Origin of the sequence: Halomonas sp. KM-1 (assembly GCF_000246875.1) — a bacterium.
Taxonomy (GTDB): domain Bacteria; phylum Pseudomonadota; class Gammaproteobacteria; order Pseudomonadales; family Halomonadaceae; genus Halomonas; species Halomonas aerodenitrificans.
Map to the genome: position 1 here is coordinate 1 of NZ_BAEU01000149.1, position 20,902 is coordinate 20,902.

Annotated in this window: 19 protein-coding genes; 11 read left to right on the plus strand and 8 right to left on the minus strand. The window is 65.2% G+C overall.

Features of this window, described 5'->3' with window-relative positions:
* Positions 1 to 38 precede the first annotated feature (38 nt).
* Positions 39 to 1,190, plus strand: a complete 1,152-nt coding sequence (locus B8115_RS18925; RefSeq protein ID WP_010629418.1) for a fumarylacetoacetate hydrolase family protein — start codon at positions 39 to 41, stop codon at positions 1,188 to 1,190.
* A gap of 127 nt (positions 1,191 to 1,317) precedes the next feature.
* Positions 1,318 to 2,088 (plus strand): FadR/GntR family transcriptional regulator, encoded by a 771-nt coding sequence (locus B8115_RS18930; RefSeq protein ID WP_010629419.1) that lies wholly within the window; start codon positions 1,318 to 1,320, stop codon positions 2,086 to 2,088.
* On the opposite strand, the gene B8115_RS18935 is transcribed toward B8115_RS18930, so the two are convergent.
* The 5 genes from B8115_RS18935 to B8115_RS18955 are packed head-to-tail and all read right to left on the minus strand — an operon-like array spanning position 2,085 to position 8,241.
* Entirely contained in the window at positions 2,085 to 2,867 is a 783-nt protein-coding gene (locus tag B8115_RS18935; protein ID WP_035591656.1) for an SMP-30/gluconolactonase/LRE family protein, read from the minus strand. The genes B8115_RS18930 and B8115_RS18935 overlap by 4 nt on opposite strands.
* A gap of 38 nt (positions 2,868 to 2,905) precedes the next feature.
* Entirely contained in the window at positions 2,906 to 4,651 is a 1,746-nt protein-coding gene (locus B8115_RS18940) for an IlvD/Edd family dehydratase (protein WP_010629421.1), read from the minus strand.
* A gap of 24 nt (positions 4,652 to 4,675) precedes the next feature.
* Complete coding sequence (gene araH / locus B8115_RS18945; protein WP_010629422.1) at positions 4,676 to 5,686, minus strand: L-arabinose ABC transporter permease AraH; 1,011 nt, start codon at positions 5,684 to 5,686, stop codon at positions 4,676 to 4,678.
* 37 nt (positions 5,687 to 5,723) lie between these two features.
* Positions 5,724 to 7,217 carry an L-arabinose ABC transporter ATP-binding protein AraG gene (araG, locus tag B8115_RS18950; RefSeq protein WP_010629423.1) on the minus strand — a complete coding sequence of 498 codons (1,494 nt, stop codon included), beginning with the start codon at positions 7,215 to 7,217 and terminating at the stop codon, positions 5,724 to 5,726.
* A 31-nt stretch (positions 7,218 to 7,248) separates the two neighbouring features.
* A complete protein-coding gene (locus B8115_RS18955) occupies positions 7,249 to 8,241 on the minus strand; it encodes an arabinose ABC transporter substrate-binding protein (RefSeq protein ID WP_010629424.1) in 993 nt (330 codons plus the stop codon).
* Between the two features lie 157 nt (positions 8,242 to 8,398).
* Between B8115_RS18955 and B8115_RS18960 the strand changes: the two genes are divergently transcribed.
* Positions 8,399 to 9,355: a LysR family transcriptional regulator gene (locus tag B8115_RS18960; RefSeq protein ID WP_010629425.1), complete on the plus strand. Its 957-nt coding sequence runs from the start codon at positions 8,399 to 8,401 to the stop codon at positions 9,353 to 9,355.
* Between the two features lies 1 nt (position 9,356).
* On the opposite strand, the gene B8115_RS18965 is transcribed toward B8115_RS18960, so the two are convergent.
* Entirely contained in the window at positions 9,357 to 10,283 is a 927-nt protein-coding gene (locus tag B8115_RS18965) for a Gfo/Idh/MocA family protein (protein WP_010629426.1), read from the minus strand.
* 160 nt (positions 10,284 to 10,443) lie between these two features.
* Here B8115_RS18965 and araD1 point away from each other — a divergent pair, with 160 nt between their 5' ends.
* Positions 10,444 to 11,442 (plus strand): AraD1 family protein, encoded by a 999-nt coding sequence (araD1, locus tag B8115_RS18970; RefSeq protein WP_010629427.1) that lies wholly within the window; start codon positions 10,444 to 10,446, stop codon positions 11,440 to 11,442.
* A gap of 120 nt (positions 11,443 to 11,562) precedes the next feature.
* On the opposite strand, the gene B8115_RS18975 is transcribed toward araD1, so the two are convergent.
* The gene (locus B8115_RS18975; RefSeq protein WP_010629428.1) at positions 11,563 to 13,278 is read right to left on the minus strand and encodes a DEAD/DEAH box helicase; all 1,716 of its coding nucleotides are present in this window, start codon (positions 13,276 to 13,278) and stop codon (positions 11,563 to 11,565) included.
* Positions 13,279 to 13,787: 509 nt separating this feature from the next.
* Here B8115_RS18975 and B8115_RS18980 point away from each other — a divergent pair.
* The 7 genes from B8115_RS18980 to B8115_RS19010 are packed head-to-tail and all read left to right on the plus strand — an operon-like array spanning position 13,788 to position 19,898.
* Positions 13,788 to 14,816: a LacI family DNA-binding transcriptional regulator gene (locus B8115_RS18980; RefSeq protein WP_026038241.1), complete on the plus strand. Its 1,029-nt coding sequence runs from the start codon at positions 13,788 to 13,790 to the stop codon at positions 14,814 to 14,816.
* Between the two features lie 11 nt (positions 14,817 to 14,827).
* A complete protein-coding gene (locus B8115_RS18985; protein WP_010629430.1) occupies positions 14,828 to 15,847 on the plus strand; it encodes an ABC transporter substrate-binding protein in 1,020 nt (339 codons plus the stop codon).
* A complete protein-coding gene (locus tag B8115_RS18990) occupies positions 15,847 to 16,686 on the plus strand; it encodes an ABC transporter permease (protein ID WP_010629431.1) in 840 nt (279 codons plus the stop codon). Before B8115_RS18985 ends, B8115_RS18990 begins: the two co-directional genes overlap by 1 nt.
* Entirely contained in the window at positions 16,683 to 17,474 is a 792-nt protein-coding gene (locus B8115_RS18995) for an ABC transporter permease (protein WP_010629432.1), read from the plus strand. The genes B8115_RS18990 and B8115_RS18995 overlap by 4 nt, the downstream gene beginning before the upstream one ends.
* The gene (locus tag B8115_RS19000; RefSeq protein WP_010629433.1) at positions 17,471 to 18,550 is read left to right on the plus strand and encodes an ABC transporter ATP-binding protein; all 1,080 of its coding nucleotides are present in this window, start codon (positions 17,471 to 17,473) and stop codon (positions 18,548 to 18,550) included. Before B8115_RS18995 ends, B8115_RS19000 begins: the two co-directional genes overlap by 4 nt.
* The gene (locus tag B8115_RS19005) at positions 18,543 to 19,388 is read left to right on the plus strand and encodes a phosphodiesterase (protein ID WP_010629434.1); all 846 of its coding nucleotides are present in this window, start codon (positions 18,543 to 18,545) and stop codon (positions 19,386 to 19,388) included. The genes B8115_RS19000 and B8115_RS19005 overlap by 8 nt, the downstream gene beginning before the upstream one ends.
* Before the next feature lie 60 nt (positions 19,389 to 19,448).
* On the plus strand, positions 19,449 to 19,898 hold the full coding sequence (locus B8115_RS19010; protein WP_010629435.1) for a YaiI/YqxD family protein: 450 nt from the start codon (positions 19,449 to 19,451) through the stop codon (positions 19,896 to 19,898).
* Here the strand turns inward: B8115_RS19010 and B8115_RS19015 are convergent.
* Positions 19,895 to 20,899 carry a glutathione S-transferase family protein gene (locus B8115_RS19015; protein WP_010629436.1) on the minus strand — a complete coding sequence of 335 codons (1,005 nt, stop codon included), beginning with the start codon at positions 20,897 to 20,899 and terminating at the stop codon, positions 19,895 to 19,897. The two genes, B8115_RS19010 and B8115_RS19015, sit on opposite strands and share 4 nt — an antisense overlap.
* Positions 20,900 to 20,902: the final 3 nt, after the last annotated feature.

Sequence of the window (20,902 nt, forward strand, 5' to 3'; positions counted from 1 at the left end):
TGTCACGCCTGGTGGATGGCAAACGCGAGGCATGAGACGTGAACGACAACAAGACGACTGCTTATCTTCCCGAGGATGTTGATCAGGCTCTGCTGGTGGGACGCGTCTGGCGTGAGGATGGCCCGGCCCTGGTGGTCATTCGCCAGGGCGAGGTGATCGATATCACCTCCCACTGCGACTGCATGGCCGACCTGCTCGACCGTGACGATGTCACCGATTTCGCACGTAGTGCAAAAGGCGAATCGCTGGGCTCAGTCACTGCGCTGCTGCAGAACTCCCTGGCCGAACCGCAGGTCGCCCCTTACCTGCTCGCCCCCTGCGACGTGCAGGCGATCAAGGCCTGCGGCGTGACCTTCGCCGTGAGCCTGCTGGAGCGGGTGATCGAGGAGCAGGCCGGCGGCGACGCCGCCAAGGCCAGCCAGTTGCGCGCCGAGCTCAAGGAGATGATCGGCCAGGACCTGTCGCGCATCGCGCCGGGCTCCGACGAGGCCATGTCACTCAAGGCGGCACTGCAGGCCCGTGGCGCCTGGTCTCAGTACATGGAGGTGGGCCTCGGGCCCGACGCCGAGGTGTTCACCAAGGCGCAGCCGTTCTCATCGGTGGGCTTTGGCGCCCGCGTGGGTCTGCATCCGGCATCGAAGTGGAACAATCCCGAGCCGGAGATCGTGCTGGCGGTGGACGCCAAGGGCGAGCCCAAGGGCGCCACCCTGGGCAACGACGTCAACCTGCGCGACATCGAGGGCCGCAGCGCCCTGCTGCTGGGCAAGGCCAAGGACAACAACGCCTCCTGCGCCATCGGCCCGTTCATCCGCCTGTTCGACCGGGACTTTACCCTCGGCAGCGTGCGCCAGGCTCGGGTGACGCTGCGCATCGAGGGCGAGGACGACGACTTCCTGCTCGAAGGCGAGAGCGACATGCGCGAGATCAGCCGCGACCCGCTGGATCTGGTGCGCCAGACCGTCGGCGCCCATCACCAGTATCCGGACGGCTTCATGCTGTTCCTCGGCACCATGTTCTCACCGATCCAGGATCGCGACGGCGAGGGCCAGGGCTTCACCCATCACGTCGGCGACAGAGTAACCATCGCCACTCCGGCGCTGGGTGCGCTGGTCAATCGAGTCGATCGCTCCGACAAGCTGCCGCCCTGGACCTTTGGCATACGCCAGTGGATGGCCCACCGTCGTCGCTAGGTGGCGCTGCTCAATAGGCTGCGCAACGTCAAGGCGGCATTACCGCCCTGGCGTTGCGACCTAGGCCGCATTGCCAATATGTTCAACATATGGCACTTTGCGAGGCAAATCATCGACATGGGATGCCATGACCTCGCCCAAGCGCAGCGCAAAGCCCGCCCGCCCCAGCGTGGCGGAATACCTCGCCGAAGCCATCTTTTCCGGGCGCTACCAGCCCGGTGACTTCGTGCCGAAGGAGATCGACCTCTGCGAGCAGTTCGCCATCAACCGTTCGGCGGTGAGAAGCGACCTGCGCCAGTTGGTGGACCTCGGCATCATCGCGCGAATCTCAGGTCATGGCTCCAAGGTGCGCGACTACGAGGAGTGGAACATCCTCGATCCCACGGTAACCGCCTGGATGACCCGCTACGCCTCCCCCAACCCACGCATCCAGCGTGAGATCCTCGCCTTCCGCCTGGATGTCGAGCCCTACGTGGCGATGATGGCGGCAAGCCGTGCCAAGGCGCTCGACCTGGTCGCCATCGAGACGGCCCTGGAGGGCATGAGCGGCCATCTGCACGGCGCAAGTGCCGAAGAGCGTCAACGCTACAGTGAGCATGACGTCGCCTTTCATGTGGCCATCTTCAAGGCCAGCCACAATATCGTCTGGGCGCAGCTCTCGCACATCCTGCGCCCTTCGATTCACCTGCTGGTGGAAACCTCCAACGACAGCACCGCCGACCCGGTGGCCAGTTTCGAGCGCCATCGCCGGGTGATGGAGGCAATTCGTACCCGCCAGCCTCGCGAAGCTTTTCTGGCCGCCAGGGAAGTACTGCGGGGCACCGCCGAGGCGCTGGGAATCGAGCCGGGAGATAGCACGCTGGGCAGCTGGCTGGAATTGAGCCAGGCGACGGACTAGGCGACGAGCACGGGCGCGGCCAGCCCCCGAACCCCAGGCGCCACGCGAAACAGGCTGCCCGCCAGCGCCTCCTGATCGCGGCCATCGGCGGCGGTGGTGATGTAGAGCTGGTCCAGCTCGGGCCCGCCGAAGGCGCAGGAGGTCACCCGCGAGGCGGGCAGAATCAGGGTCTCGTCCAGGGTGCCGTCGGGCAGGAAGCGGCTGACGCGCCCGCCGCCCCAGTGGGCGACCCACAGGCCGCCCTCCGCGTCGCAGGTCATGCCGTCCGGATAGCCCTGGGCACCGTGGAAGCGCAGGTGCTCGCGCTTGCCGGTCAGTTCTCCGCCCGGAGAAAGATCGAAGGCATAGACGACGCCAGCCGCCCTATCACTATGGTAGAGCGTCCTGCCGTCGGGACTCACGGCGGTCTCGCTGGTCACACCAGAGCTGTAGTCGACTTGGCGCAACTCGGCATCGACGAGGCGAGCGAGGCCGCCCCGTCCCGGCTCCTCGGGGGTGACCCAGTCTCCCACGATGCGCGGCCCGTTCTCGTCGAGGCGCAGGTGCACCAGCCGCGAGGCGAGACCGGCAATGAAGCCGTCGCCGTCGGCACGCGGCACCAGCCAGCTGCACGCCTCCTCGAACGACCAGCCCCACGTCCTGCCGCTGGCGAAGTCATGCACATGCAGCGCGCGCCGCAGAATGTCGACGAACAGCAGCCGCCCCGCTTCGCCCTGCTCAGGGCACCACAATGGCCCTTTGCCCAGCCGCGCCCTGCCCCGCCATACGCACTGGATCATCGCCCCTTCCACCAGGCGCCTCTCTCCCGCCAGCCGCATCAATGGGAGTGCCTCGGCACGTCGGCACCGCGAGAGCCGAGCAGGAAGTCGAAGTCGCAGCCCTCGTCGGCCTGCAACACCCGCTCGATGTAGAGCTGGCGATAGCCGCCGTCGCTGGCGATCCGGCGCGACTCGGCGGTGGGATCGCGCTCGGCCAGGCGCGCCTGCAGCTCGGTATCGTCGACCTCCAGGTGCAGGATGCCGGCGTTGCAGTCGAGCTCGACCCAGTCGCCGTCGCGCACCGCCGCGAGCGGCCCGCCGGCGGCAGACTCGGGCGCCACGTGCAGCACCACGGTACCGTAGGCGGTGCCGCTCATGCGCGCATCGGAGATACGCACCATGTCGGTCACGCCCTGCTCGAGCAGCTTCGCCGGCAGCCCCATGTTGCCCACTTCGGCCATGCCGTGATAGCCGCGCGGCCCGCAGTTCTTCATCACCAGCACGCTGTCGGCATCTACCTCGAGGCCGGGATCGTTGATGCGCGCCTTGTAGTCGTCGAAGTCCTCGAACACCACCGCCCGACCGCGGTGGGTCATCAGCTCGGGGCTCGCCGCCGAGGGCTTGAGCACCGCCCCGCGCGGCGCCAGATTGCCGCGCAGCACGCACATGCCGCCATCCTCGCGCAGTGGCCGCTCCAGCGGGCGAATCACTTCGTCGTTGTAGAGCGGGGCCTCCTTGACGTTCTCCCACAGCGTCCTGCCGTTGACCGTCAGCGCCTCCTTGTGCGGCAGACGGTCGGCCTCGCCCAGCCGGCGCAGCACCGCGGGCAGTCCGCCGGCATAGTAGAATTCCTCCATCAGGTAACGCCCCGAGGGCTGCAGGTCGACGATGGTCGGCATACCGCGACCGATACGGCTCCAGTCGTCGAGGTCGAGCTCGACACCGATGCGCCCGGCGATTGCCTTGAGGTGAATCACTGCGTTGGTCGAGCCGCCGATGGCGGCGTTGGTGCGAATGGCGTTCTCGAAGGCCTGCCGGGTGAGCACCCGGGAAAGCCGCAGGTCCTCCTCGACCATCTCGACGATGCGGTTGCCGGAGAGGTGCGCCAGCACGTAGCGCCTTGCATCCACCGCGGGGATCGCCGCGTTATGCGGTAGAGAGGTGCCCAGCGCCTCGGCCATGCAGGCCATGGTCGAGGCCGTGCCCATGGTGTTGCAGGTACCCGCCGAGCGCGACATGCCGGCCTCGGCGGCCATGAACTCGTGAATCGAGATCTTGCCCGCCTTGACCTGTTCGGAGAGCTGCCAAACCACGGTGCCCGAGCCGATGTCCCGGCCCTCGTGCTTGCCGTTGAGCATCGGCCCGCCGCTGACCACGATGGTAGGAATGTCACAGCTCGCCGCCCCCATCAGCAGCGCGGGCGTGGTCTTGTCACAGCCCACCAGCAGCACCACGGCGTCGAGCGGGTTGCCGCGGATCGACTCCTCCACGTCCATACTGGCCAAGTTGCGAGTGAACATGGCCGTGGGCCGTAGCAGCGACTCGCCGTTGGAGAACACCGGGAACTCCACCGGGTAGCCGCCCGCCTCCAACACCCCCTTCTTGACGTGCTCGGCCAGCTTGCGAAAGTGCGCGTTGCAGGGCGTAAGCTCCGACCAAGTGTTGCAAATGCCGATGATCGGCTTGCCCTCGAACTCATGGTCCGGGATGCCCTGGTTCTTCATCCAGCTGCGGTACATGAAGCCGTTCTTGTCGGCACTGCCGAACCACTGGGCGCTGCGCAAGGGACGCTTGCGGTCGGTCATATGAGCTCTCCTGAAACCGAAGGATCACGCACGCTGGCGTCGGGTCTGCTTCCAGCGGTCGAACATCACCGCCAGCAGCAGAATCGCGCCGCGCACCAGGTATTGATAGAAGGTGGGCACGTTGAGCAGGCCCATGGCGTTCTGCACGCAGCCCATGATCAGCACGCCCACCAGCACCCCGGTGATGGTGGCCACGCCGCCGGAGAGCGCCACGCCGCCCAGCACGCAGGCAGAGATCACCGCCAGCTCCAGGCCCATCGAGGTGTTGGGATCGCCGAGCCCCATGCGCGAGGCGAGCAGCACCCCGGCAATGCCGGCCACCACCCCCTGCAGGCCGAAGACGATGACCTTGAGCCGACGCACGTTGACACCGGCCAGGGCTGCCGCCTCGGAGTTGCCACCGGTGGCCAGCACGTTGCGCCCGAAGGCGGTCATGTTGAGCAACACGCCGAAGATCACGAAGCAGGCGATCATGGTCCATACCGGCAGGGTCAGGCCAAGAAAGGAGGCGCTGCCCAGATCGAAGAACTCCGGCACGGTGATCATCACCGCATCGCCACGGGAGGTGATGTAGGCCAGGCCGCGCACGAACTCCATGGAGGCGAGAGTGGCGATCAACGAATTGATGCCGAACTTCGCCACCACGAAGCCGTTGAAGGCCCCTACCGCACCGCCGGCGAGCACGCCGCCAAGCACGCCGATCACCACGCTGCCCGAGGTCGAGGTGACCACGGCGGCGACGACACCGGCGAAAGCGACGGTGGAAGCTACCGAGAGGTCGACCTCGCCTAGCGCCAGTACCATCATCATGGTGGTGGCGATGGTGCCGATCAGGGTGATCGAGAGCAGCAGCCCTACCATGTTGCGTCCGGTGAGAAAGCCGGGGATGAACACGGACAGCGCCACGAACAGGATCACGAAGATGGCGATCAGGCCGGAGGTGTCGAGCAGGGTGCGCAGGGGCTTGGGCAGCCCCCGGCGCGGGGGAGCGGCAGCCACGCTACCGCCCCTCCCGGCAAACTTGTGGGTTGTCATGGCGTCTCTCTCTTCGTTGATGTTGTCGGGCGAGTCGTCAGGCGGGCAGGGCCAGCCCCAGCAGGCGCTCCTGGGTGGCCTCATGGCGCGGCACGATCTCGATCAGGGCACCGTCGCGCATCACGCCGATGCGGTCGCAGATCGAGCTCACCTCGGCCAGGTCGCTGGAGATCACCACCACGCTCTTACCCTGCTCGGTCAGGTCGAAGAGCAGGGTGTAGATGTCGCGGCGCGCGCCCACGTCGATGCCGCGGGTCGGCTCGTCGACCACGAACAGCTCGATCTCCTCGGCCAGCCAGCGGGCCAGGATCACCTTCTGCTGGTTACCGCCCGAGAGCGTGCCGATGGCCGTGCGCGGCCCCGGGGTCTTGATGCTGAGCCGCCGAATGTACTCCTCGGCGTTGGCGCGCTCGCGGCGGGTGTCGCGCAACACGCCCCAGCGCTTGAAGAAGCGCCGGCAGCTGATGTTGAGGTTGTCGGCCACGCTGGCCACCGGGAAGATGCCCTGGGACTTGCGGTCCTCGGGACACATGGCGATCCCCATGCGGATCGCCTCGCCGGGGCTGGCGAAGCATCGCGTCTGACCCTGGAAGCGCACCTCGCCCGAGCGGGCTCTCTCGGCGCCGCATACCAGCCGCATCAGCTCGCTGCGCCCCGCCCCGACCAGGCCGAACAGGCCGAATACTTCGCCACGCCTCACCTCGAAGCTCACCGGCGCCTTCAGTCCGCGTCCCTCTATCGCATCGATCTCGAGGATCACCTCGCCCCGCTCGCGCTCCCGGTAGCCGTAGACGTCCTCGATGTCGCGGCCGACCATCTCGCTGACCAAGGTGTCGTGATCCAGGGCGGCGAGGCTGGCATGGGTGCGGATGTGCTTACCGTCGCGGAACACGGTGACGGCATCGCACATGTCGAAGACCTCCTCCATGCGGTGGGTGACGTAGAGCACCACACGGCCCTCTTCGCGCAGCCGGGCAATGATGCGCTTGAGCTGACGCGTCTCCTGAACGGACAGGCTGCTGGTGGGCTCATCGAAGGCGATGATGCGGGCATCACGCAGCAGCGCGCGGCCGATCTCGATCATCTGCTGCTGGCCGATGGAGAGATCGCGCACCTTGGTCGAAGGGTGAATGTCGCCCTCGCCGAGATCGGCAAGGATCGCCAGCGCCCGCTCGCGCAGCTGGCGGCGCTTGATGAAGCCATGGCGGGTGGGCAGCTGGCCCAGCAGCAGGTTCTCGGCCACCGTCATGTTCGGCGACAGGGTCAGCTCCTGGTAGATGATGGCGATGCCCTGAGCCAGCGCCTCGCGGGCGTTGGCGAAGACATGCCGTTGGCCATCGATCCACAGACCGCCCTCGGTCACTCGGTTGATGCCGCTGAGCACCTTGAGCAGCGTCGACTTGCCGGCGCCGTTCTCGCCCATCAGTGCATGCACCTGGCCGGCATGGGCACCGAAGCTGACCCCGTCCAGCGCCCGCACGCCGGGAAAGACCATGCTGATGCCATCGAAGCGGAGGTAGGGTTCGGTCATGGCGTTCTCCCGCCAGCGTGAGCCGTCACGTTCACAGCCCGAGTTCGGCGCGCACGTCCTGCCAGTTGTCGCGCGTCATCAGGGTACCGGTGGTTTCGGTGTTGGCCGGGGGCTCCACGCTTTCGGTGATCCAGCGATAGAGATTCTCCGCCGTCTGGCGCCCGTGCTGGGTGGAGCTCACCGCCACGGTACCGTGGAAGCCGGTCGGGTTGCTGCGCGAGAACTCGGCGAAGGCCGCCCCGGAGCCGTTGATGCCCACGCCGATCACGTCGGCGGCGCCGAGGCCGTACTGCTCGGTGGCACGCACACCGCCCAGCACGCTCTCCTCGTTGAGGGCGTAGATGATCCAGTGCTGGAACTCGCTGCGCTGGGAGAGCACGGGCGAAGCGGCAGAGAAGGCGCTGTTGGTATCGGTGCTCTGCTGCGGGGCATCGAAGATGTTGGCCTCGGGGAAGCCCCACTCGAGTAGCACGTCGCTGGCGCCGTCGGTACGTTCCCGGGCGGTGGGCAGTTCGTTGTTGGTGATGCGCAGCGCGGCGACCTGCTGCGGATCCCAGCCGCGCGCCTCGATCTCTGCGGCTAGCGCCTCGCCCACCTGGCGGCCGATCTGGTAGCCGGACATGCCCAGGTGAGGCACGCCTTCGAGCGGTTCGCCGCTGCCGTCGACGAACTGATCGTCGACCGTGATCACCTTCATGCCGTACTGATTGGCGCGGTTCATCACGGCCGGCCCCAGGCGCACATCGGGCGGACAGATGACGAAGCCCTGAGCGCCCTGGGAGTAGAGGTTGTCGATGGCGCTGAGCACCTCCTGGCCATCTCTGCCGGCCAGGCGCACCACGCGGAAGCCGAGCTCCTCGCCGCGTTCGGTGGCGGCCCGCTGCTCATTGATGAACCAGGCCTGCTCGGGCTGCTTGACGATGAAACCGATGCGCACGTCGTCCTGGGCCTGGGCGCCACCCAGCGTTGCCAGAGCCAGGGCGCCGCCCAGCGCCAGTCGGGAAAGCGTGGTCGTGATTGGCATGTGTCGTCTCCTGCTGCGGAGGATTGTTGTTGTTGCCGCGACGGGGGTGTCGCAGATACAGCCGCTACAGTAGACAGGCCTGACATAACCAACCAATATGCATTTATCGATCGAGTAATATAAAAATGGATATCGACAGGCGAAGCGGAGAGGCGCCATGCGCACCCTGAACGACGACTGGTTCCTGGAAGCACGACTAAAGTTGCGCCACCTCCAGCTCTTTCTCGCCCTCGACGAGCAGCGCAATCTACATCGTGCCGCGGCACAGTTGGGCATCAGCCAACCGGCCGCCTCGAAACTGCTGGGAGACGTCGAAGCCCAACTGGGGGTCAAGCTGTTCGATCGGCATTCCCGTGGGCTCGACCCGAACTGGTACGGGGAGGTCATGGTGCGGCATGCGCAGACCATGCTCTCGGAGCTGCACAACGCCGGCGAGGAGCTCAACGCCCTGTTCGAGGGCAACGCCGGCAAGGTAGCCATCGGCACCGTGATGGCACCGGCGGTGACGCTGGTGGCCAGTGCCATCGAGCGGGTGCACCGCAGCCACCCCAGACTCAAGGTCAGCGTCGAGGTCGACGTCAGCAAGCGGCTGGTGCCAAGGCTGCTGGAGGGAGAGCTGGACTTTGCCATCACCCGGATACCGGCCGGCTTCCCGTCCGAGCCGTTCGTGTTCGAGGAGATCGGCGAGGAGGAGATCTGCTTCGTCTGTCGCGAGGGCCATCCGCTCACGGGCGTCGACCCGCTGACGCTCGAGGCCATGGCCGCCTATCCGTGGGCGCTACAGCCCGAGGGAGCGCTGATGCGCCAGCGGGTCGACGCGCTGTTCCTCTATCACGCCATCGAACCTCCGGCGCAGATCGTCGACACCACCGACATCCTGGTGGCGCTGGCCCTGATCGACCGCTCGGATACGATCACGGCCATGACGCGTCGGGTCGCCGAGCTGCTGTGCGCCCCGACGCGGTTTCGCATCCTGCCCTTCCATCAGCGGCTCAGCGTGCAGCCGTTCGGCCTGGTGAGCCTGCGGCGCCGACGCCCCTCCCCAGGCGCGGCGACACTGATGACCATGTTGCGAGAACTGATCGGGTATCAGCGCCAGCAAGGCCTACTCTAGTTCACTCGATGAAGGGCTCGGTCGGCTCGCGCCAGGCAGCAAGACAGGCGTCCGCCACGTGGCGGAGAGGCGCCAGATCGACGTCGCTGCGTCGCTGTCGAATCAGTTCGGCGAACCTGGCATAGAGATTCGGGTATTCGCGCTCCTCGGCGTCGAGCAGGCAGCGGCCGTCGAGCTCCAGCCGGCAGCCGCCCCGCAGCAGACTGAGCCGTCCCGCCTCGGTCTCCACGTGAATGCTCCAGATCGGCGGGCTCGGCTGGCGGAAGTCGAAGTCGGCCACGATGGGCGTTCCCTCGGTGTCGCTGAAGGTCAGCGCGGCGGCAATGGGCGCCTGGCAGTTGCTCGGGACCCACAGCCGCGCATCACGCAGGAAGAAGGCCCGCGGCAGGATCTCGGTGGCGATCGACAGCGCATTGATGCCGGGGTCGAACACCCCCATGCCGGCCGGCTCCCAGATCCACGCCTGCCCCGGGTGCCACACCCGCACGTCTTCCCGCCAGTCGATCTCGACCCGCTGAATACGCCGCTCGCGCAGCCAGTCACGAGCCTCCGCCACGGCCGGGGCGAAGCGTGAATGCCAGGCCGCAAACAGCGTGCAGCCCTGGCGCCCGGCCAGCTCGACCAGATCCTCCACCTCGCTCAGGGTCGCACCGGGCGGCTTCTCCAGCAGCACGTTTCTGCCTCGCTCGAGGGCGATACGTGCCTGGGAGTAGCGCAGATGCGTCGGCGTACAGATGGCTACCGCCTCCAGCTCGGGATGCGCTTCGAGCATTGCCGTCAGGCCGGCATAGCCGGGCATCGACGCAAGCCGAGCGTTGGGGTCCGCTGTCGCCAGCAGACGGAAATCGCGGCTCTCGGCCAGAGCCGGCAAGTGCTGGTCGCGGACGATCTTGCCGACTCCGACCAGGCCTAGTGTGGTGACGGACATGACGCCTCCTTCTGCTTGCTCAGCGCTTGCCTTGCTTCAGCGCGATTGGGAGATAGCGATACGAAAGTATAAATTGAACATTGAAACTTATATGTTGAACATACAAGCCTTGCCTTCCTTTGGCCAGCCATTGAGGCGACATCCCCAGGAGAGCTTCACCATGCGTTTGATTCAATGCGAGCACCAGGGCCGGGTCCATGCCGCCCAGGTCGAAAGCGACCGGGAGGTTCGTCTGCTCGATGCCGATACCTACACCCTGACCCGCCGCGCCATCACCGCAGGCCGGTCATTGGTGGAAACCGCTGAGGCAGCACTCAGCGAAACCCGCCTCGACTATTCGAAGCTGATCGAGGAAAAACACCTGCTGCCGCCGCTGACCCATCCCGACCCGGCCCACTGCCTGGTCACCGGCACCGGCCTCACTCACCTGGGCAGCGCCGATACGCGTGCGGCCATGCACGCCCACTCTCAACAACAGGCTCAGGTCGCCGAAACGGAACTGACCGACTCGATGCGCATGTTCAAGCTCGGCGTAGAAGGCGGCAAGCCCGCCCCCGGCGAGACCGGCGCCCAGCCGGAGTGGTTCTACAAGGGCGACGGTAGCTGTGTCGTCGCCCCCGAGGCAGCGATTGCCGTGCCACACTTCGCCGAGGATGCCGGCGAGGAACCTGAGCTGGCCGGGCTCTACGTGATCGGCGACGACGGCCAGCCCTGGCGGGTGGGCTACGCCATCGGCAACGAGTTCTCCGATCACATCACCGAGCGCTTCAATTACCTGTGGCTGGCCCACTCCAAGCTGCGCGCCTGCAGTTTCGGCCCCGAGCTGTTGATCGGCGAGCTACCAGCGCACCTGGAAGGCACCAGCCGCATCGTACGCGGCAGCGAGACCGTGTGGCAGAAGCCCTTCCTCACCGGCGAGGCCAATATGGCCCACAGCCTGGCCAACCTGGAGCATCACCACTTCAAGTACCCAAACTTTCGACGCCCCGGCGACGTGCACGTGCACTTCTTCGGCACAGCGACCCTGAGCTTCGCCGATGGCATCCAGACCCAAGACGGCGACCGCTTCGAGATCAGCCTTCCCGAATTTGGCAGGCCACTACGCAATCCTCTGCGCTTCGAGTCAAGCAGCCCCGCCATCGCAGTGAAATCGCTCTGAGAAACCGGCCCAAGCCGCGCGCACCATGGCCATGATCGCTTCCCTTGAGCATAAAAAAACCCAGGCCGGTACCGGCCTGGGTGTCGTTCGCCTCAGCCACCGTAGCGGCCGAGGGTGCGCTCAAGCGCTGGTGCGACGACGCACCGGCGCATCGCCGTCTTCACGGCGGCGGCGCGGGGCACGCTCGGGGGCACCGCTGTCTTCGCTGATCTCCAGCGCACGGCCGGCGACGCGGGCGCGAGCCATCTTGGCCAGGATGCTGGGCGGCAGCGAGCTGGGCAGCTCCACCACCGAGAAGGCGTTACGGATGTCGATACGGCCGATCCGCGAACCTTCGATACCACCCTCGTTGGCCAACGCGCCGACCAGCTGGCCCGGCTTGACGCCATCCTTGTGGCCGACAGCCACACGATAGCGGGTCATGCCTTCGCTCGGAGCACGGTCGCGACGCGGGGCCTTGCCGTCACGCGGGGCACGCTCGCCGCCACGCTCGACACGCTCCTTGCGCGGCGCCTGCAGGCGGCCGATGGGCGCCTCGTCGGCGCGGGCCAGGGCGGCAAAGGCACAGGCCAGCTCGACCGGGTCATGACCTTCCGCCACCAGACGCTCGACCAGCGCACGCTGCTCGTCGGCTCCGGCGGTCAGGGAACCGATGATGCGCTGATGGAACACCTCGTCACGATGGGCGCGAATGGCCGCTTCGTCGGGCAGCGCCATCTCGGTCATGCGCTGGCCGGTAGCCTGCTCGATCCAGCCCACCTTGCGGCCTTCACGGAAGCCCACGAAGGTGATCGAGATGCCGGTACGTCCCGCCCGGCCGGTACGGCCGATACGGTGGGTATAGGCTTCGCTGTCCTGGGGCAGGTCGTAGTTGAAGACGTGGGTGATACGCGGCACATCGAGGCCACGAGCGGCCACGTCGGTGGCGATCAGCACGTCGACCTTGCCGCGCTTGAGGCGCTGGATGGTGCGCTCACGCAGGCTCTGATCGAGGTCGCCGGAGAGGCTGGCCACGTTCACGCCACGGGCGGAGAGCTGCTCCATCAGCGTGGTACAGGCGGCACGGGTGCGTACGAAGACGATGGCGGCATCCACCGGCTCGACCTCGAGGATACGTGCCAGCGCTTCCAGCTTGGCCCCGCCGTCGACCCGCACCAGGCGCTGTTCGATGTTCTCACCCGTCGTGGTACGCGACTCGATGGCAACCTTGACCGGATCGACTAGGTAGCGATTGACGATGCGCTCGATCTCGGCCGGCAGGGTGGCGGAGAAGAACACGCGCTGAGCGTCCTTGGGGGTATCGGCGACCACGCGCTTGACGTCGTCGATGAAGCCCATGCGCAGCATCTCGTCGGCTTCGTCCAGCACCAGGGCGGAGAGGCCGTCGAGCTTGAGGCTTCCGCGGTCGAGGTGATCGATCACCCGGCCCGGGGTACCCACGACTACCTGGGCGCCGCGCTTCAGCGCACCCAGCTGTTCACGATATTCCTGGCCACCGCACAGGGTGGCCACTTCCAGACCCTGCAGGTTCTGGCCGTACTTGGTGAAGGAGACGGCCACCTGCTGGGCCAGCTCACGGGTCGGTGCCAGCACCAGCACCTGGGGCTCGCGGCGAGTCAGCTCGAGCCGCGACAGCAGGGGCAGCGCGAAGGCAGCGGTCTTGCCGGTGCCGGTCTGCGCCTGGCCCAGCATGTCACGACCTTCCAGCAGCGCAGGAATGGTCTGTGTTTGAATCGGTGAAGGAGTTTCGTAACCCAGTGTTTCGACAGCGGCGAGAACGGCAGGCAGCAGAGCAAGATCGCCGAAGCTCGGCGAGGCGACAGAAGTCGAGGTCATCAATCACACCTTGGTAGGCCGGCACTCGCCGGCAAATCACATTGAGGCATCCCCGACACCGCTCTTGGCAGGTCGGTGGCTCTGTCTTCACTGGCCGATAGGGCCTGGACAGAGCGGATCACGTTATCGTGGGATGCCGGTCGCACCTGGCATCCGGTTCGCGCCATCGGCGGGAACCGCTGTGGCGACCTTTTTGCGCCGATGTCGCCCGGTTGGCGGCATCCTGTAGCGCTCCATCTTCACATCTCGGACGTTGCAGCGGATCGCTGTCGGTCTCGGTGATTGCCTCTCGAACGCGCGGCGCTCGGAGCGAATCGTCATGATGGCGGGGTCAACACATGCGAGGAGCGCGCATGCTATCACGCTGCATGCCGCCTTGCCAGCATTATCACCGTCGCTATGGCTGCCACCGAACTGCCACCCGAACATCATCATTCCGTCATTGAGCACACCTAGAGTGACGCAATGAGATCGATCTCATTGCGTTCACGAACAAGTCGAGGTGGTGAGTGGCAAACCTACTCAGCGTGGCAAGACTGGCGGGAGTCTCCCGGGCCACGGCAGCCCGAGCGTTTTCCTCACCGGAAAGCCTGCGCCCCGAAACCCACCGGCGGGTGATGAAAGCGGCCCGCGATCTTGGGTTTCGCCCCAACAAGGTGGCACAACAGCTTCGCACCCGAGCCACCCTGATGCTAGGTGTGATGGTTCCCAGTCTCGACAACCCTGTGTTCGCCGAGCAGTTGCAGGCAATGGAGCAGGCGGCCCGGGCCGCTGGCTATTCCTTGCTTGTCACCACGAGCGGTTACAACCCTGGTCGCGAGGAAGCCATCGTCGAGGAGATGCTGCGTCAGCGGGTCGACGGGCTGGCCCTAACCGTGGCAGAGGCAGAGCGCAGCACGATACTCGACAAGCTACGCCGGGAGAACACGCCTTGCCTGCTGGTGCACAACCCCCCCGTCGCCCCGTGTTTTCCTTCTGTGGGAGTGGATAATCGCGCCGCCATGGCCGATGCGACCCACTACCTCATCGCTCAGGGTCATCGGCGCATCGGCATGATTGGTGGCCCGTTACTGCAGTCGGATCGCGCCCGCCTGCGCCATGAGGGCTACCGCGAGGCCATGCAGGCCGCAGGCCTCACTCCCCTTGCACTGATTGAAATGCCCCGCCACACCCAGGTCGCCCTCTCCCAACTGGAACCCGCCTTGGGTGGGGCAGACGGGCTGACGGCCGTACTCTGCACCAACGACTTGCTCGCCATCAGTCTGATCGGCGAGTTACGACGCAGCGGACGCTCAGTGCCGGGAGACCTGTCGGTGATGGGCTTCGACGGTATCGAGCTTGGTCGTCATCTCTACCCTTCGCTTTCCACGGTAGTACAGCCCCGCGCCGAGTTCGGTCGCGTGGCGGTAGAAACATTGCTTGCCCTGATACGGGGAGAGGATCCACAGCCTCGCCCCCTGCCCCACGTCTTGCGTGAGGGCGAAAGCGCCGGATCACCTCCGGCACCCTACCAAGCCCCGGAACCATCCGCCCCATAGAGGAACACACCATGCCCTTCCCGCGTCTTCGTCAGACTCTGCTGGCTGCCGCCTTGCTAGGTATCAGCGGGGTTGCATCCGCCGCACAGGCCAGCGGCAATGCGATCTGCTACAACTGTCCCCCGGAGTGGGCCGACTGGGGTTCCCAACTGCGTCTAATCCAACAGGAAACCGGCATCAACGTGCCGCAGGACAACAAGAACTCCGGCCAGTCACTGGCTCAACTCGTCGCCGAGCGCAGCAATCCCGTGGCGGATGTCGTCTACTACGGTGTCAGCTTTGGCATCCAGGCTGCGGATGAGAACGTCATCGAGCCCTACCAACCTGCGCACTGGGACGAGATCCCCGAGGGGCTCAAGGATCCCGAAGGCCATTGGTTCACCCTCCACTCCGGCACCATGGGGCTGATGGTCAACGTCGACGCCCTGGATGGCGCTCCAGTTCCTACCTCCTGGTCCGACCTGCTCAAGCCAGAGTATCGCGGCATGGTCGGCTACCTCGATCCTGCCAGTGCCTTCGTTGGCTATGTCGGCGCAGTGGCAATCAACCTGGCCTTGGGCGGCGACATGGATGACTTCTCTCCGGCCATCGACTATTTCAACGAACTCGCCGCCAACCAGCCCATCGTGCCGCAGCAGACCAGTTACGCACGGGTGCTCTCCGGTGAGATTCCCATCCTGCTCGACTACGATTTCAACGCCTACCGAGCACGCCACAGCGACGGCGCTAACGTGGAGTTCGTGATTCCCGAGGAAGGCAGCGTGGTAGTGCCCTACGTGATGAGTCTGGTGAAGAACGGCCCCAACCCCGACAACGGCCGTGCGGTACTGGACTTCGTGCTCTCCGATCAGGGGCAGGCAGTGTGGGCGAACGCCTATCTACGCCCGGTGCGCGAAAGCGCCATCTCCGAAGAGGCTCGCGAAGTCTTCCTTCCCGACAGCGACTATGCCCGTGCCAAGACCGTGGATTACGACGCCATGGCCGCTGCGCAGCGAAGCTTCTCCGAGCGTTATCAGGCCGAGGTGCGCTGATGCTCCAGCAGGTAAACCGGCGCCAGCAAAAGCTGGCGCTTTTCACCCTGGCCCCGGCAATGGCAGTGTTCGGCGCCTTCTGGCTACTGCCCTTCACTCGCTTGGTGGCAATGGGCACGGAACTTGACCGGGCCAGCGGCATGAGCGCTTACTTCGCCATCCTCACCCAGCGCCAGTACCTCATCAGCCTGGGTACCACTCTAGGCATCTCGCTGACCGTTTCGGCCCTGGCAGTACTGATTGCGGGTGTGGCGGGTTTCTTCCTTGCCCGCCACCACTTTCCCGGCAAGGCGGTATTAGTCGCTATTCTCACCTTCCCATTGGCCTTTCCCGGTGTGGTGGTGGGTTTTCTCGTCATCATGCTGGGCGGTCGTCAGGGCGCCTTGGCGCAATTCAGCATGTGGCTGTTCGACGAGCGATGGATGTTCGCCTACTCCCTCACAGGGTTATTCGTCGGCTATCTCTACTTCTCCATCCCTCGCGTCATCACGACCGTCATGGCCGCCTGTGAAACCCTGGACCGTAGCTTGGAGGAGGCCGCACGCTCACTGGGCGCCAGCCCTTGGCGGGTCACTCGCGACGTGATAGTACCCGGCATCGCTCCGGCCCTGCTCTCCACTGCGGCGATCTGCTTCGCCACCAGCATGGGAGCCTTTGGCACTGCTTTCACCTTGGGCACACGCATGAGCATCATGCCGCTGACCATCTACGGCGAGTTCACCAACTACGCCAACTTCGCCATGGCTGCGGCACTTTCGGTGGTGCTCGGCGTGATCACCTGGCTGGCACTTAGCCTTGCCCGCAAGCTGGCCGGTGCCAGCCTGGGAGCACCGGCATGAATCGCTTACGTTTCTACTTGCAACTGAGCTTCACCCTGGTGGTGTGCCTGTTCATGATCGTACCGGTCATCATGTCGGTCATGGCCGGCCTTACCGCCAATTACTTCATCGGCCTGCAGAGCGGCCTGACGCTACGCTGGGTAATAGAGGTGTGGGCGCTTTATGCAGATACCATATGGCTCTCCATTCGGCTCGCCCTGGCCTGCTTGTTTCTCACCGTGCTGCTCGGTGTGCCTGCCGCCTACGGCCTGCTGCGCAGCAAGCGCCGCTGGGCGAACGCCATCGAAGAGGCGCTACTACTGCCAGTGGCAATACCCGGACTGGCCACAGCGCTGGCCCTGCTGCTGTCCTACGGCCATATGCGCGGATTCCGTGAGAGCTGGCTGTTCATTCTCATTGGCCATGTTCTCTTCACCCTGCCATTCATGATCCGCCCGGTACTGGCGGTCATGCGTGGCGCCCGGCTGGCCGAACTGGAGGAGGCCGCCGCCAGTCTCGGCGCCGGCTTCAGACAGCGCTTCCTCGGCGTGGTGGTGCCTAACTGCATAGGCGGCATACTCGCCGGCGCACTGATGGTGGTAACTCTCTCCATCGGCGAATTCAACATCACCTGGATGCTGCACACTCCGCTCAACAAGACCTTGCCGGTAGGCCTGGCCGACAGCTACGCCTCGATGCGGCTGGAAATCGGCTCTGCCTACACGCTGATCTTTCTCGCCATGACCCTGCCTCTACTTGTCGTGATTCAATGGGCAGGGCGTTTCGTCAATCGTTCGAGAACGCCATGACTTCCACCTCCATTACTCTTGAAAGGTGCGGACGCACCTTCCCCGGCGGCCAGGTTGCGCTGCACCCACTGGATCTCACCGTCGCCGCCGGAGAAACCCTGGTCCTGCTCGGCCCATCCGGCTGTGGCAAGACCACCACCCTGCGCATCATCAGCGGCCTGGAGAGTCCGGACGCCGGCGGCCGTGTTCGCTTCGGCGAGCGTGATGTCACCGCTCTGCCCATCGAGCAGCGCGACGTGGGAATGGTGTTTCAAAATTATGCGCTCTTTCCCAACATGAGCGTTGCCGACAACATTGCCTACGGCCTGCGGATCAAAGGCTTGCCTCGAGACGCGATCCGCCGGCGGCTGGAAGAAGTGATGGCCATGGTCGATCTCCAGGGCTTCGACACACGGCGCATTCACGAACTCTCCGGCGGCCAGAAGCAGCGTGTGGCGCTGGCCCGAGCCATCGCCGTGCGGCCAAAGGTCTTGCTGTTTGACGAACCGTTGGCAGCACTGGACGCGAAGCTACGCGACCGGTTGCGCCTGGAAATCGGCCAACTGCTACGCGAGCTTGGTATCACGGCCGTATACGTTACCCACGATCAGGCCGAGGCCATGGCGCTAGGCGACCGTATCGCCGTGATGCAGGCGGGGCGCATCGCCCAACTCGCAACACCGAGGGAAATCTATCACCGCCCTACCAGCACCTTCGTGGCCGACTTCATCGGCGCCGTCAACCGCCTTGAGGTTCACGCCACGTCGGCTGACCGCCGCTTGCGCGTGAGTGGTGGCGAACTGCACGCACCGCACCTCGCCGGAGTTGCAGCGGTCTATTGCCGGCCGGAAGACGTTCAGATAGTGACGGCTGACAGTGCAGACTTACGCGGAAAAGTGCGTCAGAGCATCTTTCTTGGCCAGAGCCAGCGTCTGTTGATAGACCTTGGCGACAGCACATGCTTACAGGTCGAGACCGCTTCGCGCCGCCAGTGGCGTGCGGATGAACCCATTGGTCTCCGGCTACCGCCAGAAACTCTGTTTCACCCAGAGTCTCATGCGTATCCAGCCAAGGACCTGGAGACAAATCATGCATGACCCAAGCTCAAGCGAACCTTTTCTGATTGCCCAGATCAGCGACCCACACATCAAGACCGATGGGCGCCTCTCTTACCGCCAGGTGGATACGGCTGGGGCATTGCACCGGGCCGTCGAGGCCCTCAACTCACTGACTCCCGCACCGAAGCTGGTATTGATCAGCGGCGACCTGACCGACTTCGGCCACCCCGAGGAGTACGCCGCCTGCAAAGCGTTGCTGGAGAGGCTCCAGGTGCCCTACTACCTGGTGCCCGGTAACCACGACGATCGCACCGCCATGCGCGACGCCTTCGCCGGGCACGAATACCTTTTTCAGCACCCTCGTTTCCTGCAATGGGTCGTAGAGGATCACCCGGTGCGGCTGATCGGTCTGGATTCCAGCGTACCCGGGCAGTCCCATGGCGAACTCTGCGCCGAACGCCTACGCTGGCTCGACGAGACCTTGAAGCAGCGGCCCAACCGCCCCACCCTCGTGATGCTGCACCACCACCCTTTTGCCAGCGGTATCGCCCATATGGACCGTCAGCCCCTGCACGAGCCGGCGGCTCTGGCCGAGATCATTGCGTCTCACCCTCAGGTGGAGCGGGTACTCTGTGGCCACCTGCATCGCGCGATCCAGACACGCTTCGCCGGCACCCTGGCAATGAGCTGTCCCGGTGTATCGCATCAGGTCAGCCTGGATCTCGATCCGCACGGCCCCTCAGGCTTCCACCTCGAGCCACCGGGCTATTTGTTGCATCAATGGAGCCTTACCCACGGCTTGGTGACTCACCAAGCCGTCATTGGCGATTATCCCGGACCCTTCCCTTTCTATGACGAACACGGTCTGATCGACTGATCGGCAGGAGACGGGGGCATGCTATTATCTTGCCCTCGTCTTCACGAGGAGCCCTGCCGAATGCCCACGCTCTGGGTCGATGCCGATGCCTGTCCCAAGGTCGCGCGCGAGATCATCGTTCGCGCCGCCGAGCGCACTACCACGCCCACCTGGTTCGTCGCCAACCACTCGATCCCGCTGCCGCCCTCGAAGTGGGTCAAATCGCTGTCGGTGAGCCATGGCTTCGACGCCACCGATAACGAGATCGTGGCGCGCCTCGCCGCCGGGGACCTGCTGATCAGCTCCGACCTGCCGCTGGCCATGGAGGCCATCGACAAGGGCGCCGCGGTGATGACCACTCGCGGCGAGATGCTCGATAAAAATAACATTCGCGCCAAGGTACAGCTGCGCGATTTCATGGAGACGATGCGCTCCAGCGGCGAACACACCGGCGGGCCGAAAGGCTATTCGGACACCGACCGGCGCGAGTTCGCCAATGCTCTGGATCGCTGGCTGGCCAAGAACCGTTAACCCTTCTCGCGAATGCCCTGCCCCGGCAACCGCTCCCGATCGTGGGGCCGGTCGAAGTCGAGCAGCGGCCCCTTGGGCACGATGCGGGTCGGATTGATGGTGTCGTGGCTGTAATAGTAGTGGCGCTTGATGTGGTCCAGGCTTACCGTCTCGGCCACGCCCGGCCACTGGTACAGCTCACGCAGGTAGTTCGAGAGGCTGGGGTAGTCCTCGATGCGGCGGAAGTTGCACTTGAAGTGGCCATAGTAAACCGCATCGAAACGCACCAGGGTGGTGAACAGGCGGATGTCGGCCTCTGTGAGCCACTCCCCGGCCAGGTAACGGTGCTCGGTCAGCCGTCTCTCGACCCGATCCAGCGCCTCGAACAGGGCCGTGACGTGCTTCTCGTAGACCGCCTGCTCAGTGGCGAAGCCCGACTTGTAGACCCCGTTGTTGATGTGGTCGTAGACGTCATCGTTGATCGCATCGATGGTCTCGCGCAGGTCGAGGGGGTAGAAGTCGAGACGGTTGCCGGTCAGGTCATCGAAGGCATCGTTGAAGATCCGTACCAGCTCGGCCGACTCGTTGTTGACGATGCGCTTCTCGTGCTTGTCCCACAGCACCGGCACCGTGACCCGGCCGGTGTAGCGAGAGTCGGTCAGCGTGTAGAGTTCGCGGTGGTATTCGACGCCGTTGACCGGATCTCCGCTGGCGCCTTCGTCCTCGTGGTAGGTCCAGCCCTGGTCGAGCATCAGCGGACTGACCCAGGACACTCCGATCAGGTCGTCCAGCCCCTTGAGCTTGCGCATGATCAGGGTGCGATGCGCCCAAGGACAGGCCAGCGAGACATAGAGATGGAAGCGCCCCGCCTCGGCCGGCACGGCGCGATGGCCCTCGGGGCCGGCGCTGCCGTCACGCGTGACCCAGTCGCGCAGCTTGGCGGATTCGCGTACGAACTCGCCGCCGTGCTTCTTGGTGTCGTACCACTGGTCGTGCCACTTTCCGTCGATCAGCAGGCCCATAAC

Coding starts and splice junctions, on each gene's coding strand:
- B8115_RS18930 (WP_010629419.1), top strand. CDS start 1,318: ATGACCTCGCCCAAGCGCAGCGCAAAGCCCGCCCGCCCCAGCGTGGCG.
- B8115_RS18935 (WP_035591656.1), bottom strand. CDS start 2,867: ATGATCCAGTGCGTATGGCGGGGCAGGGCGCGGCTGGGCAAAGGGCCA.
- B8115_RS18940 (WP_010629421.1), bottom strand. CDS start 4,651: ATGACCGACCGCAAGCGTCCCTTGCGCAGCGCCCAGTGGTTCGGCAGT.
- araH (WP_010629422.1), bottom strand. CDS start 5,686: ATGACAACCCACAAGTTTGCCGGGAGGGGCGGTAGCGTGGCTGCCGCT.
- araG (WP_010629423.1), bottom strand. CDS start 7,217: ATGACCGAACCCTACCTCCGCTTCGATGGCATCAGCATGGTCTTTCCC.
- B8115_RS18955 (WP_010629424.1), bottom strand. CDS start 8,241: ATGCCAATCACGACCACGCTTTCCCGACTGGCGCTGGGCGGCGCCCTG.
- B8115_RS18960 (WP_010629425.1), top strand. CDS start 8,399: ATGCGCACCCTGAACGACGACTGGTTCCTGGAAGCACGACTAAAGTTG.
- B8115_RS18965 (WP_010629426.1), bottom strand. CDS start 10,283: ATGTCCGTCACCACACTAGGCCTGGTCGGAGTCGGCAAGATCGTCCGC.
- araD1 (WP_010629427.1), top strand. CDS start 10,444: ATGCGTTTGATTCAATGCGAGCACCAGGGCCGGGTCCATGCCGCCCAG.
- B8115_RS18975 (WP_010629428.1), bottom strand. CDS start 13,278: ATGACCTCGACTTCTGTCGCCTCGCCGAGCTTCGGCGATCTTGCTCTG.
- B8115_RS18985 (WP_010629430.1), top strand. CDS start 14,828: ATGCCCTTCCCGCGTCTTCGTCAGACTCTGCTGGCTGCCGCCTTGCTA.
- B8115_RS18990 (WP_010629431.1), top strand. CDS start 15,847: ATGCTCCAGCAGGTAAACCGGCGCCAGCAAAAGCTGGCGCTTTTCACC.
- B8115_RS18995 (WP_010629432.1), top strand. CDS start 16,683: ATGAATCGCTTACGTTTCTACTTGCAACTGAGCTTCACCCTGGTGGTG.
- B8115_RS19000 (WP_010629433.1), top strand. CDS start 17,471: ATGACTTCCACCTCCATTACTCTTGAAAGGTGCGGACGCACCTTCCCC.
- B8115_RS19005 (WP_010629434.1), top strand. CDS start 18,543: ATGCATGACCCAAGCTCAAGCGAACCTTTTCTGATTGCCCAGATCAGC.
- B8115_RS19010 (WP_010629435.1), top strand. CDS start 19,449: ATGCCCACGCTCTGGGTCGATGCCGATGCCTGTCCCAAGGTCGCGCGC.
- B8115_RS19015 (WP_010629436.1), bottom strand. CDS start 20,899: ATGGGCCTGCTGATCGACGGAAAGTGGCACGACCAGTGGTACGACACC.